This window comes from Paenibacillus sp. V4I3, from assembly GCF_030817215.1.
Taxonomy (GTDB): domain Bacteria; phylum Bacillota; class Bacilli; order Paenibacillales; family NBRC-103111; genus Paenibacillus_E.
The window spans coordinates 8,151,733-8,171,314 of the sequence record NZ_JAUSZA010000001.1; the positions used below are offsets into that span (position 1 = coordinate 8,151,733).

The following is a 19,582-nucleotide window of genomic DNA, read 5'->3' on the forward strand; positions in this document are numbered from 1 at the left end:
GCTTGGGTGATATCATTATTTTGGAAGTAACTATTAATGGTGCAAATTAATACATAAACAGCCAACAAAGAGTATCTCTGTTGGCCGTTCGTGTCAAACAAACTATTTCTCAGTATTATAAAATATGCCAATACTCTGCATCTAATTCTTGTACTAAACGGGACGGGTTCTTCTTTGAGTAAAGTAGAAGTAGCCCCCTCATTGATCTGGTTATCCCAACGTATAATGTTCTCCGTGTGTTCTTCAGTTCTTCTAGATAATCTTCTTCTTCTAATTGTACAGTGAGCTTAGGAAAAGCCCTTCCTTCTATTCCTGCAATACAGACAATTGGAAACTCTAACCCTTTTGAAGAAGCAAGTGTGAGAACTTTTATTTGCTCTGACTGTAGGTCTAATTGAGCCCCTCTCATAAATCTACTTGGTAGACCAGCTTTTGTTAAATCTTCAGCTATTTCCTTTCCAATTGAAGAGGAAGGTACAAGTACTGCTGCTGAAGAAGCTTTTAATCGCAAATGTTTACTCATCTGTCTAATAAATTTCACGATATATTGAATTTGCTCTTCTTTTGAATCATATCCAAAGAGTAGTGGTTGTGGTCCACTCTGGGCAGATCTCGACATTAATGATTCGGGATCACCACTGCTTGTTTGTTTTAAAAATTGAGTTGCTGCCTCTGAGATTTCCTTAGTTGTTCTATAATTTCTTCTGAGGTTTATTGCTCTACCTCTAAACTGTAATCGATTATGAATCTCACTCCAAGAAAAACCTTTATAATATATAGATTGAGATGCATCAGCAGTTAAATAAATACCCTTATTGGATACTGCTAATTCTGATAAAAGAGAAAGAGTGACCGGGGTGAGATCCTGAGCCTCATCTATTATCACCGCGCTATACTTCTCTTGATATAAGCCAGATCTAACCAATTCATATGCTCTAGAGCGAACATGGAAAATTGTGGTTACTTTATTATTTGCCAATGCATCACTAAAGATTTGATAGCATTTCCATACTGCTTCCCTTGCTTTGCCGTTTAATGCGATTCCCCTTCCGTTTCGTGTAACTTCTAAGTATTCGTTCATTTCCTTCATGTTGCGTCCGGCAATAATCCATTCGAATTCGTCTAGCAAGTAATCAGAGCGATATTTTTCAAAAATAGTTTCTTGTCCAACCTTTCTCAAACTCTCCTCCAAAATAACTTTGAGCTGACCGCGATCAGCAATCGGAAGTTTGGGGTCAAACATTTGGACAATTTGATTAGCTAGTTCATCTGCAGTTTCAATTTTGACGTGATGAATTCGATCTTGAAGCAATTGCTCTAATAATTGGTTAGAAAACCTTGCTAATGCATCAGTATAAGTTGTGAAGAGTATTTTCAAATTAGATTTACCCTGTTTTTTATAATGATCCAACAATGAACGAACCCGATACAACGCAATCGTTGACTTACCTGTACCTGGCCCCCCCTTAATGAGAGCGGGGCCTTCCAACGCCCAATCCACTAATCGCTCTTGATCTGAGTCCAAGCGAAGTAGGAACCCGAGAAGATCTCCCTCTTTGTACCGAATCAAGTCATTAGAATCAAAAACAATCAGGTCAGGTTGTTGTAAGATCTCTTGTACTGGACGTGGAAATAAGTTGTCTATTACACGCTCTATAAATTTATCTGGGACCTCTGAAACTAATAAATCATCCTCCGTTTTACAGGCTATTAATTTAGGATGATAATTGTTTGGAATATTAAGCTGTTCTAACCATTCCGAGTTTATACTCATTGGCAAGTTCTTTGATTCAATTGTTTTCTCTATTGACCAAATCTGCTCAACACCCGCAGCAACTTCTTCGTCCTCTATCAAATCAGCATCGAAGTCGTGACCCAACTCAATTGGTTCTTCATAACTTATACCTCTTTGGTAAGCATTTTTACGAGTACGCATACTAAGAAGACGTATCCAGTTTCCACCAAATGAGTAAAACAATCGATAATCGCCGATTCTTAAACGATATACATCATCCCACTTTACAAGTTTCTTTTTTAAGTGACCATCGGGTATCGGGTTTTGTGCTAAAAAATTAATCTTTTCCCAAACTTGATTCGTCATATGCGTAGGTAGAGCATGTAGTTCTCTTAAAAAAGATGGTTTGATGTTTATATCCCTTGCTAAATTCAAGACAACCCCCCCTACTCTTTATATTCGTTGAAGAATGCCGGATCTCTCTAGTGAGTTAAAATGATGAACCAATTGTTTTGCTATGTTACTTTTCTTAATTCTAACACCTACTTCAATATTCGAACTTAAACCATGATGGGTTAAGTTCGCCGAGGTGACAAAAAGATCACTTTGATTTACTAGCAACAACTTTGCATGAAGGCTTGCCTTATCATCTCCTTTAATACCTTCCCATTTTAAAAGAATCGGTAATGGTAGGTGAATAGGCCATGCCTGTTTTAAATTGTAATAGTTATACCCAGCGTCATGAAGTGCAATTTTCACTTCGCAACCTCTCTTCATTGCTTGAGCAAGTTGATGTATTATCGCTTGGGTAAATGCACTTGAATTAGTGAAACTATACCCAACCAGAAACACACTACTTATAGCATTTGATAACATTTCTTGCATAACTGACATAGTACTTCTTACATTACCAGTTGAGGGAGGGAACGGTCCCGTCCATACAAACTCAATAGAAGGAGCCGTTGATCCAATTTTACTCTTAATTTGTAATGACGTACGAAGACCAAAAATTAATGTATCTATTGAACAATCATATAAAGAGAAAGCAACTTTAAAGTCAGATAACAATGGGGCTGGTATTCTGTAGGGTTCTAGTAAGCGTGCCCATTCATAAGCCGTCGTTTGTTCTGTAACTAATGATTCTTCTAATAAGTAAATCATCTTTTCAATGGCCATTTGATTACATTCAACAATTATTCGAGAAATAATATTCTCTAATGAATTATTTGTCATCATTTATCAAAGAATGCAAACGACTGTTCGGATACTGTAGGTACTAGAAATGCTCTATCTAGGAATCTATTGGATTTTTCACACGAAGTTTCCGCGGCCAATTGACAGGCATGGCAAGCGGCACCATTTAGATCACCGATCGCATCCGGTTTATGTTCGGAACACAGTGGATCTCCAGAGCAAAACTTTGCCTCTTCTAAAGCATGAAATAATACCTCTTCAAACTTTTCAGTTTTACCCAGTTCAACAAGACCACCGAGACTGCCTTCAGAGTCAGGAGTGGCAGTGTAAATTAAGATCCCCGCCATTTTTTGACCTTCTTTATTCCGAGAGTAAATTCTTTCTCTTAAAGAAGTTGAAGAATATCCAGATCCCATACATAATTGTCTCATCAGTGCATGGGATAAAGTATGAAGTAATACATACCGTGTCATATCTGGAAATTCCTGATCATCCATATTCCTGTCTTTACAATATTTACTAAATGCTTCTCTCATTGGAGCCACAGCATTTTTAACTTTATCTTCCCAAACCGTCAGAGCAACTTCACTTAAGGTAATAAAGATACCCTCGCCTCTAGTAATGATGCCTGGGCGCCAAGTTAATTTCCGTTCACTTAACGATGCTTTGAATGACTCTTTATGTGTCTCATCTTCTTCGCCAATTGATGTTAGATCAGGTAGTGGCTCGATACGACTGAATCCTTCCAAAACCCTTACTTCTGTTAATCTTCGGACCATGATAACTTTTGCAACGTTTTCCTTGTAACGTTCTGGCACCTCTTGCTCTTCTGTCTCAAACTCTAATTCTGAATTATTTCCTGTACCTCCGAGCAATGCAGCCCATTCTGGATAGAACAAATCCTGGTCCTCTCCATCAAGCCCACGTTGATGTAATATAACTTCCCATAGTTCATCCAGATCAAATTCTTTGAATGATGGGAACATATCCTCTTCAATACGTTCTTGCAGCTTCTCTTTATTATCCATCTTACCTAATCGCTCCATCTCCTCAGCAACTACCTGTTGAATTGGACTAGTATAAGGTGGAATGGACAGAGCACTTACTACTATAGGAAAATATAAATTGGAAGCCCCTCGAAGTAATGCCCTCGATTTCTCGGAGCATTCTTCTTGATTCCAAGCTCCCATCCAATGTCTGTGCCCCTTGCATGAGGGAAGTCCAGCCCCCATAAACGCGTCTTCTAATGTTCGTTTTTCCTTGCAATCTTTACATTCCACTTCAACATCAGCTATAGAGCCGCTGACTCCCTTATCGTTTAATATTAAGTCTCCCTTGCAGTCTAAGTTACGTTTTTTAGAGTGAACGTAGAAACCCCATGGAAAATCATCGATATGTCCTTTAGAACATGCAACAATAAAACGAGCGGGGAACACTTTTATGTTATCAACACAATGGCAGTATGCAATCTGTGAATCTTTATCAATTAGGAATTTATTATATGGAGCTAATTTTCTACAATTTGGACACACCATATATCTGGGAAAACGATATGCAGGAAGTGTACCTTGATTGTTATCCTTATCCCAATCTAAGGAAGGTGGGGAAAAAATCTTATTTATTCTAAGCTTTCTCTGGAGTCTAGGTTCACTAATCACATCACATAATTTGGTGTTCCAATGATCCAGACTAGCGATAATTACTGAGAAATCAGGGAGGTCCATGATTGCTCCTGGTCCAAATGTCGATATTAATTGACTATTTCTTACTTCTCCCACTTTGCCATGCACGGATATCTACTCCTTCAAATAAATTCCAACTGATTTTTCTACATCTCGCATTGAGTTTGGCACTCTAAATGCATTATTTTTGGATTTATCACCCAGTGGTAACAGTAATTTAGGTTTTTTCGTAGCTCGGTCATAAACGAGACCGCCTTCCATAGTTTTAAGTTCCCACAAGTCAATATAACTTTGTAAATCCTTAAGAACTTCACTAGCCCTTTCAGAATCTATACCCATTACCCTTTGATTAATAAAATCTTTTAACTGATTAACTAAAGTATGAGTTGGTTTAAACTTTTTTGCATCTTCCTTCTTTGCTAAACCCGGTATATTTAGTCTAGACATCATTACTAGTGCTGCAGAAAGGGCACGATCTCGCGCACGTGATGAAAAGGGAGTAACACTAATCGCTTCAACATATCTATATAAGGCTGCATGATACGAACGAAAACGCTCATAATGAGAAACATCTCTCGGTCTAGCCCAGTTATACACAGTAAAGACTAAACCAGGATGCTCACGTCCTACTCGGCTTGTCGCTTGGATGTACTCAGCAGTGGTTTTGGGTTGTCCAGTTACGACCATAAGTCCTAGTCTACTTACATCTACACCCACAGATATCATATTACTTGCTAGTGTAATATCAACAGGAGCAATTTTGTCATCTTTAGCATAAAAAGGTTGTTCTAACCTTTGTAAAATAGCCGGTATTTCACTTGAATCAACTCGACTTGTTAATTCTGGTACACTTTCCTTGAGTATCCTTGCTTTATAAGTATACTTCTGTCCTTTAGTTCTCTGGGCTAGTACGCGAATTCTTGCCTTAACATCGTCTTCTATAAGACGTACAGCGCCGCCAAGCTCTCGCAAACTATTAAAATAACCAACCAAGGTTTGATACGGGTCTAAATCAACTGGCTCCTTGTCCATCGCTTCTGTTGCTGCCAAGAGGGCCGCGTACACGCGAACTAAAGCAGTTTTAACGCTTCGTCCAGGTGCGAATATTCCTACATAGGTTCTGCCTGGTATTGACTCTAATGGCTGTTCAACTGAGAAATAAGAATCCCCAGCAGATATTCCTGGACTAGGAAAGATAGCCAATCTCCTTGCAAACAACGCCAATATTTGCTCTTTGGCCCTTCGAATTGTCGCTGTGGATGCAACAACTTTGGGTCCTATCCTCTTACCATCGATCTCCCTAGTCGCTAAATAGTCAATGGCAGTTTCATAAGAACCAACCATGGTTCCGAGAGGACCAGATATTAAATGAAGCTCATCTTGAATTATTAGCTCAGGAGGTACTAGCTTTCTATTATCCACTATCTGACCCGTTGAAGAATTAGATTGAAGAACTGTCTTCATCCAACCTTCCGTGGTGTCATCGGCACCTTCAGAAATAAAACCCCAGTGCTTTGTTTGTCCCTTTACATTTCCCATCAATGTTTGAGTTTCAGCAACCCAGGGCATTCTTGCAAACTTATCTACAGTACCAATTAACAACGTCGGCAGTAACCGATAAATCTCTTCATCGGAAAAGACCGCTGGTATTCCTTCAGGGCTTTTGGTACGATGAAATTCACATTCACTTCGAGAACAACCTACAAGCACGCGGCGATTCTTTCGAAATGCAAAATAGTCCTTTTTTCTAAGCTCTGCACCACACCATGGACAAGATACAAGTTGAATCGGTGTTGAAGCTGCCGGGTTATGCGTTCTGCTAAGTAATACCTCTTCACATTTATCATAATCATTAGGAGTATTCTTGCTACCAACCCACAGTCCAATACGGAACGGCTCAGTACCCCATATGTCGGGTGCTTCTTTCCTAATAACTTCACATGCGCAGATCAATGTAGCTGCACGCTGAAATTGTTGTATAGTTAGCAATCTTAGAGTATACCTCATTAAGACTGTTACACCCGCATCAGCTCGCATTCCGTTTTGCTCTTTAATAAGTCTTCTTAACGCTATAACAAAAGCAGCAAGACCTAAATAGGCTTCTGTTTTACCACCACCGGTAGGAAACCATATTAAATCTGCTATTTTCCTGTCGTCATGTGTAGGCTCAACTATTCCAGTAATACTTTGCAATATAAATGCTATCTGAAAAGGTCGCCATTCTGTCCTTACAATTTGGGGGCCACTAGACCAGTCTTTATTTTTGCTCGCTGTCCTCGCCCAAATACTATGGGTTCTTTGAGTGGCCATAGCACGATTAGCAAAGCGAAATGCTTCAATAATATGACCTTTATCACCTGAAGCACGTATTAAATCTAATCCCTTTCTCATACGATTAAGGGATTCCCTACACGACGTTATGTGCTCTTTTGCTGTCGTCCTCATCTCACCTTCCAAAGACTCAGCCTCATCTTCTTGATCCCAGACCCATTGATCATAAGCATCAATTAGAGGACTTAAATGCTCATATACCTCATCACCATTTGATGCTTTTGCTAACTTAGACATATCTAGGGAACCTTCGCCATCCCAATCAGGAGGGACTACTCGCGGAATTTGATGTACCGGCATAACAACAGACTTCAATAATGCAGCATTCTGGTTATCCTCAGATGCTGAATCCCAAACCACAGAAACACCATGTCCAACCGCAAAAACAGTTTTATCTCTATAAAGTAATTCATCCGCAGCAACATCAGGATATTTGGTTTTCTGCTTTATATTAATTTTTCTAACGGAGAAGGGCCATGAGTTAGCATCTCCGTAAACTTTGATTTCTGGCTGAAATAAACAAAGAGCATCCTTAGGTCCTTTATCAGGCTTTGGTTTTCGGTTTACAAGGAATAAGCTAATAGCATGTCGTCCTAAACCATCATTCAACGGTCTTGTTATCCACTCGACAAAAACCTCGGGATCATCAGTTGGAATAGTTCTTCTTTTTCCATCCGCCGGAATAATATTAATTGTGTATGTTAAGTTAATAGGAGTTCTAAGCCAATTCGGATTTTTCCTATCCCCTCTCTGTTCATATTGCCCCCAATGGACATCAACGAATAGGGTTTTAACTCCCGGATTTATCACAAATGACAAACCTATAGATGAGGGCTTCATCGCTTGCATTAGTGGTGCGGTTCGATCTGGCAAGCCGGATTCCTCACCATCCTCTTCTGTCGAATTGTCTTCATCATCTTCCTTTTCAATCTCAGTTCCAACTGGCCACAGAATACCTGATAAATAACGTTGTGTTGGAGACTCATTTAGCTCCTCATTCGTCATGTTAGGTCCTACTAATTCAAGTTCCATACGCTTTATTAACTCTTCGCGTATTTCAATTTTAGTCAAAATTCCCACTATGATCACTCCATCAAATTATTGGAAATCGTTACAAAAAGTCCTTACAAAAGATTCGACATGGCAGGACTTAAGTCCTGCCATGTCGAATCTAAAGTTGGATGTTTTATACTACACTTATGGAGGATTCATTACTATGTCGCGGTTTTGGGAGAATTATAACTCTGCACAGAAAAAAGCAATCACCGCCCCCTTAGCCCATATGATAATTAACGCTGCGGCAGGTACCGGTAAAACGACTACTTTAGCTGCTCGAATCCTATTCTTACAACAAGAATTTGATATTGCACCTGGGTCGATTATTGCCATTTCATTTTCAAGAACTGCTAGGTCAAGACTAGTAGAGAAAATAACAAAAATATGTAAAGAAAACCTTTTTGGAAGCCCTGTACCAACATATACATTTCATGGTCTAGCTTTTCGAATTATTCGAATTGCAACTGGGTTAGGTGAAACTTGGCTTAAACCAGGTTTCGACATTTTAGATTCCAATAGTAAAGTAAATCGCCTTGTATTAGATCATCAAGATCAGTTACTTAAAGGTGTCGGAAAAGGTTTAGATAAAGAAGATGCTCTTATTGCATATTTCAAAGCAATAGATGAACTAAGACAGGGTTCCACTGATTTGCCTCCCTTTCTCAACTCAAATCAAGTGGAGAAGGGTTATATCTTTGAAGTTGACATTGGTATAAAAACTTTCATTCGAATTAGCAGTGACGATCTTATTACAGTATGGCATAGATATGAAAAATTACTAAAATTACACAATAAGATTGATTATACAGGTTTAATAATTGAAGCAATAAATGTACTTAACCATTCTCAAGGTTTAACCCTTAATCGAGTTCAAGAAGGTCTAAAAGTAATAGTAGTCGACGAATATCAGGATACTTCCAGAGCACAGGAGCTTTTGTTATTTACATTTGCAGGCCTTAACATCCCTATAAATGTTGTTGGCGATACCGACCAAACCATCTACACGTTCAATGGATCCAGCATTGCCAACATGCGTAACTTTCCAATACTAGCTCAAAAGACAAATATACCAATTAACGATTCAGTACATATGATAGAAAACTTTAGATCAACACCTGCTATTTTGGACTTAGCAAATCAAGTGCGTATTAATTCTAAACAAGAGCATAAATTAGTACCTGCGAATGAAATCACTGATGAAATATTAAAATCGTACAGGGAGAAAAACTTCCCAAATCGACTAATTCATGCACCACGTTTGAAATTGGCAGCTGAATTCGTAGCACACGAGATAGAGAGACTAATCAAAGAGGATGGTGTTCAGGAACATGAAATTGTTGTTCTCGTACGCAAAAATTCTGAGCACGCTCCTCAAGGTGATATGGTAAGGGAAGCAATCCTAAATCTAAGTATTAATGTAGACGATTCAAATAGCATTTCAATCTCTAGTTCTACTTCTAATAGATTAGAACATTTGCAATACTTTTATGAATTCTGCCAAGACCCTGAAAACTACGGACGTCAACTTGTTGATGTTATAAATGATCAAAACGTAACTTCTCTACCAGAAGATTTATCCATAGAGGAATTTACTTCTTACCTGAACGAGGCCCACAATTCTGGAGCTATTTATTGTTATGAGGCAGTTGACCAAATATTTTCGGACATGAATGCTGAGGAATATTCAACCCAAGCCCCAAAGGGCATTCAGATACGTACAGTTCATTCGGCGAAAGGTGAAGAGTTTCGAATTGTCTTTCTTCTTTATTTGGGGGATCGTTCTTTCCCACATGGAAGTCAACCCGATATAGAGGAAGAAAGAAGACTTCTTTATGTTGGCGTTACACGTGCTCAAGAGAGACTCTACATACTCGGTAAACCCGGAGTCCACCACGAAGATTTTTTTAATCTTTGTAAGGGCACACAGACAGAAACCGAGATGTACGATGTATTTGGTGGTAAGAAAGACATAAGGTCTGCGATTGATATTGACCCCGATTATTTATTACTAATTGAAAATGCCAGATCACAGCAGAGAGAAAAAAATCTAGAAGAACGTAATTTGCTCTGGAAAATGTTCAAAGAAGATAATGAGGAGAGTTAAACATACATGGCAATAAGAATGATTAAGCTGACAAGTGAGCAGGAAAGTTGTGTGAACTTTCGACCTGAGGGAGAACTACTTATTCGTGGTATCCCAGGTTCGGGAAAAACTACTGTTGTTTTGGAGCGTGCTTTATACCTTCAACAAGAGGCAGAACAGATTACAAATGGACCGAAGGTTTTACTTTTGACCTATAATCGTGCATTGTCAACATATATAGTGCAGATGGCACGTGCAACAAGTGATGAACCAATCCACGCGATGACATTCCATCAGTGGGGCTCACAGTTACTACGCGAATGCGGAATATCTAACAGTCGTACTATTTCTGATGAGAAAGAAGATCTAGTAAAATACGCTAAAAATATCATTAATAAATATGGGGATCCGGATTTACCAAGGGTACAAGTAGCTAAGTTAAGTGCAGATAAGGCTCTCATACGCTTCCTATCTGAAGAAATTACATGGATCAAGAGCAATAACATTACTAGCCGCGCGGAGTATCTTTCTGTTCCTAGAGCAGGTCGTGGAACACAGATTCATGTAACCAAAAGTCACCGCGAATCCATCTACGATATTTTCGAGAAGTATCAATCCATTTTAAAAGGACGTCGATGTATCGATTTTGATGATACCGCTCTACTAATTATCCATAACGTAGATAAAATACAAAAAGATAAATTACCTAGTCATGTACTTATTGACGAAGCCCAGGATCTGACTCCTGCACAATTTCGTTCTATTAAGTTATTAGCGGCTAAGAGTTTAACAATTGCAGCCGATAAGGGTCAACAGATATATAGAAGACATTTTACCTGGAAAAGTGTTGGAATCGAAATCAGAGGTACACGCAATAAATTTTTAGGTAGAACTTTTCGCTCTACAAAACAAATTATTCAATTAGCCAGAAGTTTGCAGGCTCATGATAAACAACTTGTAACAGATGATGAATATCTCCCGTCTCAAGATCCTGACGCAATTGGTCCCAAGCCCGAGCTCATGGTATCAAATAAACTACCTGATGAATTAATCACCGTGATCCGTAAAATCAAACAAATTCAAGGGATTTTTCCTAATGACACACTCGCCGTTATTGCGTATTCTCAAGCAAGATTAATTGAATTTGAAGATGCTCTAACTGGAAATCATATTGGGAGTATTCACATTAAGTCAGATGATGCCGATTTCATCACTCCTGGAGTAAAATTAGTTTCATTTCACTCTTCGAAAGGGCTTGAATTCGATCATGTTATTGTAACTGGACTCCAAGATGGAAAATTGCCATATGGTATTATGGAGCCTGGTGACGATCCTGAATCGTTCAAAGCTACAGAAAGAAGAAAGCTCTACGTTGCTATGACACGTGCTAAGCTTACACTAACTCTTTCTGCTGTTACACCTATTTCCCCATATATACACGAACTAGACTCCGAACTATACCAATAAAATCAATAAAGCCGGATGATAATCATCCGGCTTACTTCTATTTATAATATGTCGCTTAAAGTATCATTATCTTTTCCAAAGTAATTATTATTACTTAACAACGGTGTAAGCTCACCGTGATAATATACATGGAGTTCGTGGTGAGCACGAGTAACAGATACAAATAAGAGTTTTAGGTCGATGATATTGTTTGGATCATAACGGTCCTTACTTGCATTTGGAATAATTACAGCATCGAATTCAAGACCCTTAGATAAGTAACTTGGAATAACAATTATTTTCTCTTTTAATTCTTTATTAGGATCATCAATTAGTTGAACAGACTCTACTCCGCTCTTATTTAAGTACTCGAATAGATTCTTTGATTGTGTGAGATCCTTACAAATAATTGAGATAATCTTATATCCCCTATTATTGAAAATAGTTATTGAATTTCTAATATTTTCAAATAAATCTTTGCCATGCAACACTTTCTCGATTTTTGGGAGTTCCCCCTCCCTTAACAGAGGATCAATCATAGGCAAGTCTAATTTTGAGTTAGTAATTATATCATTTGCCACTGACATGATCTGATAAGTGGATCTGTAGCTTTTCTCCAAATTTATAACCTGTGTTGTATTGTATTGAAATACATTTGGGAAAAGTACACTCCAATCATTTATTCCTCTATAGAAGTAAATATTCTGAGTCACGTCACCTAAAAACAAAACAGATTTACATAGAGATTTAAGTAGCCAAAGTTCTAGAGGGCTATGATCTTGAGCTTCATCGACTACTATATACTCTAATTTTTCATCCCAACCATTAATTTTAGATTTTATGTATAACAGTGCCCCTAAATCTTCATATTCATTTTCCGGCGTAACATTTTCTATTAATGCGTTAACGAATTCTTCATCTAGTCCGATATTCATTGAAAGTAGTACTTCTTTCACAAAAAGTTGCTCATAAATCTTTAATGGTTCTAAAAGTTTTATCTTCTTAACATATTGATCAAGAGCAAATTTATATTCCGTCTTAATTTTGTTTACTTTTTGTTCCTTTAACTGTTCGAAGGTTTGGTAAGTATCTTTCCTTTCCTTTGAACCTGTAGGTAGCAAAGCTATCCAATTATCGTGGATAGAGTCAAATTGTTTCCTTACAGCTTCAATTTGCTTTAGCTCCCCTTCACGTGCCCATTCTTTTAGGTGGTCTTTTAGCATCTGTAACCTTTTATTAATCGGTAAATGCTTTTTCCCTTCAAGATAGGAGTCTATGTACTGTTGTTCAAGAAAATAATCCTTATTTATATAGAAATTACCTTTTGGGGCTACATTATTCTCAAAGTTTGCTAATAATTTATCTATGGCTTCTTTTATTTTCATTGAACCTTTAAACTGAGAAATCAATTTCGTTTCATCAAGTGGGACTTCACCGTCTAAAATCTTTGATAGCTTTTCTGAGGGATCATTAATTCTTAATCTCAAATCTTTCAGATGTTCCAAAGCCCAAGACATAAAAGTATTCTGACGTACCCCGTTTATATCCAACTTAGGGATAACTGACTGAATGTAAGATAAAAACATCTTGTTCGGACCTAGAACTAGAATCTGATCAGGTCTTAACCATTCCCTATGCTTATAAAGTAAGTATGAAATCCTGTGTAACGCAATACTTGACTTACCACTTCCAGCCACACCTTGCACAATGATGCTTTTATCCAATGGGAGTCGAATGATTTCATCTTGCTCTGATTGGATGGTTGCTATAATATCTTTAAAATCATGCGTTTCGCTTTTACCAGAAAGTATTCCAGACAACGGATCGCTATAGTCATCTTCAGACATTGTGAACGTTGTTAAAGGATTTTTTTTGTCTACTAATTTTTTCATGATATTATTCTTTGGAGGGGTTGACGATTTTTCACCACTACTAACTTCAACTACGTTAAGAACTTTACTGTTTTTTATTTGAATTTGTCTTTTTCTGCGTACATTTACAGTCCTATTCTGACTATTGGCCACATAGTCAACATTTCCGCTACCGCCATTAAATGAATAAAAGACCTTCGATATATCCGCGCGCCAATCAACCACAACAATTTCCATATTTGACTTAGCAATTCCAACCTCACCAATGTATAATATTTCTGCAAGTCCCTTTTCATGGATATCAATTCTACCAAAATAGGGTAACGAGATAGCCTTTTTGTATTGTTCAATTCTTTCAATTTTCTTTTGTTCCATTTGGTAATCAGGAACAGGTTTCTCCGTTTTGATTTCATCAATAACATTTTTTATTACAATTATTTTTTTATCAAGATTATTTTGTTCCTCTGAAACTAGATCAGTTGATGCTTTATTTATGCCCCCACCTCTAAGCTGCACTTCAATCAACCTCCAAAATACTTCAAATAATCAAAATATGTAGTTTTTATATTACTATTTTCTTACATTTATTATAATAGAATCATTACTATAAGCATATAAAAATATTTATTAAATTAATCAAATAGTAAGGCTAATTAGTTAAATGAAAGATTTAGAAGTAGGACAATAAGTTCTCCTGTTGCTAAAAATAAGGAACATGTAAATGAAGCCCTTGAGATATCCGACGACACAAACATGAGTGCTTTGAGATCCCCGTAAATTGGGGATTTTTTATTTGAAAGCACTTATATTTGTGTCGCGAAGTCAAGACACAAACATAGGTGCATAATCGTGAATGAATTTGGCCTGCAAATATAGCTTCATTTTCTAAGAAGGGTAGTTTAGTAAAGGTCAGAAGGGATCCGAATATTCATACTCCTATAGTACAAGGGTTTACTCCTGTTTAATACGTTCCCATTTAGGAGCGGCGTATTTCTTGTTTACAACTTGTGGTACTGTCTGTAAAATTGGTACGACATACATACTAGGAGGCGCATCAATGAAAGTACGTTATTAGATAAAAACTGATTTCACTGATGATGATACTTGTGTTTTTGGCAGCATGCAACATGGGAATATCCAGTAATCGGAATTGTGGTTTTACGGGATGGTACGCTTAAATCAACATTGAAGATTCGATATTTTGACTCAAAAAGTGCGGCAATTAAATTCTACGGTGATGGTAAAGTGGAAAAGTATTCATTACATATCAATCCCGACGAGGATGAGAAAAAATAATATGAGTAAATAATATTAGCTAAATAATTGTGATCGGTATAAAAATGTATCACGATACTTATGGAGGGTTCCATGTCTTTTTTCATTGATTATTATCAATTACTTGGAGTAGATTCAACGGCCTCTTCTGAAGAGTTAAAAAAAGCATTTCGTGAAAAGGCAAAAATGTATCACCCTGATAACGGCGGCAAGACTGAAGAGTTCATAATAATTAAAGAGGCATTCGATTTGTTAAGTGATGTACGCAAAAGAGGAGAGTATGACAAAAAATACCATACATACAGGGGATTGTTTAATAACTCCACTTATACGAATCATCCGAAAGAAGATGCATTCGGTAGCTCAACCAATGAGTTTGTTAATAGTAATAGAAATGAAAAAAAACAAAAAAATGATTCTTCTATGGGTACTGAGCAAACTGCTGCAGAACCAATAGTAATTACCCCACGTAAGATTATTCCCATAAGCTATTTACTACTGGGGGGGGGAGCGTTTATTTTATTAATAATACTTTTCCTTTCATTATCTAATGTGAATTCACAGTCCTCTTCAACGAATAATACGCAAGTACAAAGCAATTCATTTTCTGCTACACCAACAGCAGAGGCGCGGCAAGCTGAGACGACATCGGCCAAGCAATGGAGTAAAGCGCCGGACATGTCGATCGACACGGATAAAAAGTACCAAGCCGAGGTAACGACTTCCAAAGGAGCATTCACCATTGACCTCTTTGTCAACGAAGCTCCCAAAACTGTAAATAACTTTGTGTTCTTGTCCAAACAAGGTTTCTATAACAACGTGACATTTCACAGGATTATTAAAACCTTCATGATTCAAACGGGTGATCCGCAAGGGTCCGGTAGAGGCGGTCCTGGTTACAAGTTTGAAGATGAGTTGAAAACGACGAAACAACACACATACGAACCAGGTACTGTGGCCATGGCGAACTCAGGACCAAATACAAATGGCAGTCAGTTTTTCATTTGTTCAGGTCTGGATTGTGCCTCTTTGAATAAATTACCAAATTATACCATTTTCGGGAAAGTGACAACAGACGGAATGGCGACTATCGCTAAAATCGCCAATTCACCGGTGGAAAAAGATCCGAACGGCTTTGATTCCAGTCCAAGCAAGCCGAAAGAAAAGGTTACTATTAACACCATTTCCATCAAAGAACAGTAAAATAATAACAACGGTTAACCGGTTGAATGGGACTCGGATCTGGAATGTGGATCAATTTTTATGACATCAAGTTCTTGTCATCCGATATATGCCTGTTTACGTAATCAGGCTGCCAGTCATTTTCGTGGCAGACCTGTTTTCGCGGCTTTTTTATTGGTCGGGTGTACAAAAAGAAGAAAAGTACAAAAAGAAGAAAAAGCGCATTATGTTTGGTATCTCGAAAGCGCATACGTTTGTGTCACCGAACACGAGATGCTGAACAAACGTGGTCAGACAGCTCCATGATGAGAGTAAGGACTTAACAAGGACTGGTTTAGCCCCCCTCCCCGCTGATGTATCTTTCGGAAGGGACTGGTATTGCTGGTATTGCTGGTATTGCTGGTATTGCTAATATTTGCCGTTTTGCGTTATTGTAATATATATAACTTGTATAAAAAAGGAATGTAAAACATGGAAAACTTAGAGTGTATTCTTTATACGGATACGTTAAAACAACTATATAATGAGGTTTCCAATCAAGGCTCACCGATTCCAATTATTTTCGAAATCGTGCAGAAAACGGAACTTAATGTAGTAGGATCTGCGGGGCACTGCCAACTGATTATTGAACCACAGGGCTTGCACATCAGAATTAAGATTCGAGATGATCGTGTTAATGAGGACGTAATATCCCATGAGCTTCTTCATGCAAAACACATTAGGAATGGTTACTCCGGTGGTATTGCTTGCATTGAAACGAATAGTATCATTGAGCGAATCGGATCTTCCCTCAGCAACACACTTGAACATGTTCTCATTTACCAAACGCAGGATCATCTAAATGTCAAACGTAGTGAATCATCAAAGATTCTTCAACAGATGTTAGACGTCACTCATAATGAAAGATCCGATCTTCAAATGCTTTTAAGTGCGCTCGCGATTTTAGAATGTAAGGTTCGCGGGGATTTGGGTTATGACGAACTCATCGATCAAATCGCGAAAAAATACCCTTTAGCCTATACTATCGCTCTCCATATTTTTGAATTAATCGATGCTGAGAAATTGGTAAACCCTTTCTCATTTCGAAGATCGATCATCAAAATATTGAGCTACTTGGAAACAATTTCGTTTGCCGATCAGAAAACAAAGACCATTCCTTTTCGAAAGATGATTGCCGTCTCCTTCGTTCCGTCTCGCAGGCAATTGACACAGACTGTTAGCACGGTTTTTGTACTGAAACACAATTATTTTGGTACCCATTATACTGGCATTCTTTCAAGAGCAGAAGATCAATTATCTTTTCTCATTGTTATGCCGAGCCAAAAAGATATTGAAAACCTACCGTTAGCAGACTTCTTTGCAGCATTACAGTATCCATATCAAACCAGAGATTGAAACTAAAAACACCCGATAACGCACCCCCTTGACAAAAAAAGGAAAAAGCCACTGCGGGAACAGTGACTTCTTCTACAACGGAAATACGTATCTACAAAGCAGTAGTTCTTGTCGGAGATCTATTCAGGTGCTCTTTATGTCCGGTTGTATATCGGATTATAATGTTGAATCGCAGCTCTTTCGAAATCCCGTAAGCCGTTCATTACTTCCCATTCAGTTGGATCATCCTTTCCCAATTCCCACCAAGCAAACTCAATAAAATTGATTAACCTTGCTAAAAACTTGGAGCACTCCCAAGGATGGCAAAGTAACACCGATTGAGTTGATAGCAATCAAATAGCACTCTTCCCTGGTAAGCCAGGTTTCTCTTTCGATGTCCGACGAGAATATCTAACCTACCGCCAAATGATAGCTAACCCCGCGCTCCATAATAACCGAAATGGGCTCTGCTCGAAATTTCGCGACAGCCTCACTTTATAGTACCGCTGGAGCTACCGGTGAGCAAGTCCTGTCCTACTTACTACCTACAGTTAAGGATGACTCGCCGTGCTTCAATTCAAATGATATTCCTAAATTATTCTTATTTGCAACTACAGCTACTGAACCAATAAGAATGCCAAATACGGCTACTGCCGTTGCCTTGCTACCTAAAGATAACCAAAATTCTTGTTTTCTCTGCTGTCGTAATAATTTATCCGTACGTTCTTCTTCTATTCTCGCTCTTATCTTATTGCTCCACTCTTGCAATTCCCTTAATATCTCCTCACTGTTCCGCTCCGACAGTTCTTGTTTTTTTTCCAAACTCATCACCTACTTTTTTTAGAATAAGTTATTTGTGTTTAACAACAAAAATTGATGCAATGGCAGCAACGATCGAAAAGCACGTAGTAGCACTTTTGGCGAAAGTATGTACTTTATTCCAATTCATATTTTCACCTCTTTCCTTGAATTTCTCTTGCGGATTTTATCTCTGTATCTTTTGCCCCTAGCTCTACAAGAATCATAATGATCTTCTCCTGGACAGTAAGTTGGGTAATCTAACAGTAACTTATTTCTCCTTTGATGCTTTGATGGGTTTGGTATTATTTTTCCGCAAGCTGGTGCATCGCATCTCAATGGAAGCACAAAATTATTGATATATATAAATAGTTCTAGATACATAAAGTTTTCAAATGATTCTACTTTTACATTTGCTTCAAAGCTGGGACCACTAAGAGCTAGCTTGCCCTGGTCATATAACCTTTGCTCAAAAATTAAATGTAAGTTATTAAATTTTTCATTTAACACTTCCATAACCTCTGACACACGCGGAATTCCATTGTTAGTTGATACCCACTCTCTTAGATCACTCAGATCGGACTCCATTTTTATCTTCTCGTACTGGATAGCTTTTTTTTGGGTAGACTCAATTATGTTTAATAAACTCATAAGTTCAGTCTGTAGCTCTTGAAGATGGGTACTGTGATACTGAAATAACTTTATTCTTAAGGTCAGATCATTGCTCACTTCGGGGCTCTTAGCAATAAAATCCACTTCTTCATTTGTTGTTTTTTTCCATAAATGCATGCACATCTCAGTTGTCTTCCTCGGACTTTGTTTATTACAATCATGAAGAAATGATTTAATGCTTTCATCCTCTATTAGATTTACATATACAAAGCCAAGAACGAACCAATATCTTTCCATCTCATCATTATTAGATTCATTAAATATGTCAGGTAACAACATTTCTTTACCTCCTTCGTAATTCATTTGTTAATACAAGAGTATAGTATAATAAATTCCGATGCAATTGGATTTTGGGTAGGACAAACTCTTGATAAATGGAAACGCTGTAGAGCCACTTACTTTGATTGGTTTCTACTGTTTATTTTGACAGGTCACAGTTTATTATTATTCAAAGAGGAACATTGGAATAATTTTGATAGAATAAGGATAGAATATTCATAGTTGAGTTAATTCGCTGCTTTCATCGTTAAATTGATTCACGCCATTAAAAAAGAACCGCCAGAAGGCGGTTCTTTTTTATTCGAGCTTTTTATATAGCCATTAATGCATTTCCACATTGCGACTTTGGATGGGAGTGCTATGCCACATGGATAAAGCTAAAAACAGTTTTTATGAACTTCGGGCTGTTACTTTTATTGAATCTTAAGATTATTATTTATATCCGAATAACTGGTTACTACACCATCACTGAAAAATACTAGGGAGTGGCCATAACTCATTGATGATGCACTGTATGAATCTGGCGTGCCCATTACCGCGAGTACATCTTTTACTGTAGAGCCCACTTTAAATGGTCCAGCCCCAGCGACTTTTTCGCCTAGTT

General features: G+C 37.8%; 12 protein-coding genes and 1 pseudogene. 5 read left to right on the forward strand and 8 right to left on the reverse strand.

The features are described from left to right. Positions 1-115: 115 nt before the first annotated feature. Genes QFZ77_RS37615 through drmA form a run of 4 tightly spaced genes read right to left on the reverse strand, consistent with a single transcriptional unit; the run spans position 116 to position 8,022 of the window. Complete coding sequence (locus QFZ77_RS37615) at positions 116-2,170, reverse strand: 3'-5' exonuclease (protein WP_307449110.1); 2,055 nt, start codon at positions 2,168-2,170, stop codon at positions 116-118. Between the two features lie 18 nt (positions 2,171-2,188). Continuing rightward, positions 2,189-2,971, reverse strand: a complete 783-nt coding sequence (locus QFZ77_RS37620) for a phospholipase D-like domain-containing protein (RefSeq protein WP_307449112.1) — start codon at positions 2,969-2,971, stop codon at positions 2,189-2,191. Continuing rightward, positions 2,968-4,719, reverse strand: coding sequence for a DUF1998 domain-containing protein (drmB, locus tag QFZ77_RS37625; protein WP_307449114.1), 1,752 nt, complete (start codon positions 4,717-4,719; stop codon positions 2,968-2,970). The genes QFZ77_RS37620 and drmB overlap by 4 nt, the downstream gene beginning before the upstream one ends. A gap of 6 nt (positions 4,720-4,725) precedes the next feature. Continuing rightward, positions 4,726-8,022, reverse strand: a complete 3,297-nt coding sequence (drmA, locus tag QFZ77_RS37630; protein ID WP_307449117.1) for a DISARM system helicase DrmA — start codon at positions 8,020-8,022, stop codon at positions 4,726-4,728. Positions 8,023-8,158: 136 nt separating this feature from the next. On the opposite strand from drmA, the gene QFZ77_RS37635 reads away from it, so the two are divergent. Together QFZ77_RS37635 and QFZ77_RS37640 are read left to right on the forward strand one after the other, a co-directional pair. Next, the gene (locus tag QFZ77_RS37635) at positions 8,159-10,102 is read left to right on the forward strand and encodes an ATP-dependent helicase (protein ID WP_307449120.1); all 1,944 of its coding nucleotides are present in this window, start codon (positions 8,159-8,161) and stop codon (positions 10,100-10,102) included. Between the two features lie 6 nt (positions 10,103-10,108). Continuing rightward, complete coding sequence (locus QFZ77_RS37640) at positions 10,109-11,548, forward strand: UvrD-helicase domain-containing protein (protein WP_307449122.1); 1,440 nt, start codon at positions 10,109-10,111, stop codon at positions 11,546-11,548. A 41-nt stretch (positions 11,549-11,589) separates the two neighbouring features. Here the strand turns inward: QFZ77_RS37640 and QFZ77_RS37645 are convergent, their stop codons facing one another. Further along, entirely contained in the window at positions 11,590-13,914 is a 2,325-nt protein-coding gene (locus QFZ77_RS37645; RefSeq protein WP_307449125.1) for a HelD family protein, read from the reverse strand. 852 nt (positions 13,915-14,766) lie between these two features. Between QFZ77_RS37645 and QFZ77_RS37650 the strand changes: the two are divergent. From QFZ77_RS37650 to QFZ77_RS37660, 3 genes and pseudogenes are all read left to right on the forward strand, one after another. Next, positions 14,767-14,946, forward strand: a pseudogene (locus tag QFZ77_RS37650) (J domain-containing protein); the annotation flags it as partial. Between the two features lie 210 nt (positions 14,947-15,156). After that, the gene (locus QFZ77_RS37655; protein WP_373462796.1) at positions 15,157-15,876 is read left to right on the forward strand and encodes a peptidylprolyl isomerase; all 720 of its coding nucleotides are present in this window, start codon (positions 15,157-15,159) and stop codon (positions 15,874-15,876) included. Between the two features lie 450 nt (positions 15,877-16,326). Further along, positions 16,327-17,250 carry a hypothetical protein gene (locus QFZ77_RS37660; RefSeq protein ID WP_307449128.1) on the forward strand — a complete coding sequence of 308 codons (924 nt, stop codon included), beginning with the start codon at positions 16,327-16,329 and terminating at the stop codon, positions 17,248-17,250. A 513-nt stretch (positions 17,251-17,763) separates the two neighbouring features. On the opposite strand, the gene QFZ77_RS37665 is transcribed toward QFZ77_RS37660, so the two are convergent. The 3 genes from QFZ77_RS37665 to QFZ77_RS37675 form a co-directional block, all read right to left on the reverse strand. Then, complete coding sequence (locus QFZ77_RS37665; RefSeq protein ID WP_307449131.1) at positions 17,764-18,051, reverse strand: hypothetical protein; 288 nt, start codon at positions 18,049-18,051, stop codon at positions 17,764-17,766. Positions 18,052-18,174: 123 nt separating this feature from the next. Then, positions 18,175-18,978, reverse strand: a complete 804-nt coding sequence (locus QFZ77_RS37670; RefSeq protein ID WP_307449133.1) for a hypothetical protein — start codon at positions 18,976-18,978, stop codon at positions 18,175-18,177. A 413-nt stretch (positions 18,979-19,391) separates the two neighbouring features. Then, positions 19,392-19,582: hypothetical protein (locus tag QFZ77_RS37675; protein WP_307449136.1), on the reverse strand; the 191-nt coding region annotated here is incomplete at its 5' end.

Excerpts from the sequence above, each read along its gene's own strand:
- QFZ77_RS37635 (WP_307449120.1), top strand. The coding sequence starts at position 8,159 with ATGTCGCGGTTTTGGGAGAATTATAACTCTGCACAGAAAAAAGCAATC.
- QFZ77_RS37640 (WP_307449122.1), top strand. The coding sequence starts at position 10,109 with ATGGCAATAAGAATGATTAAGCTGACAAGTGAGCAGGAAAGTTGTGTG.
- QFZ77_RS37670 (WP_307449133.1), bottom strand. The coding sequence starts at position 18,978 with ATGTTGTTACCTGACATATTTAATGAATCTAATAATGATGAGATGGAA.
- QFZ77_RS37660 (WP_307449128.1), top strand. The coding sequence starts at position 16,327 with ATGGAAAACTTAGAGTGTATTCTTTATACGGATACGTTAAAACAACTA.
- QFZ77_RS37620 (WP_307449112.1), bottom strand. The coding sequence starts at position 2,971 with ATGATGACAAATAATTCATTAGAGAATATTATTTCTCGAATAATTGTT.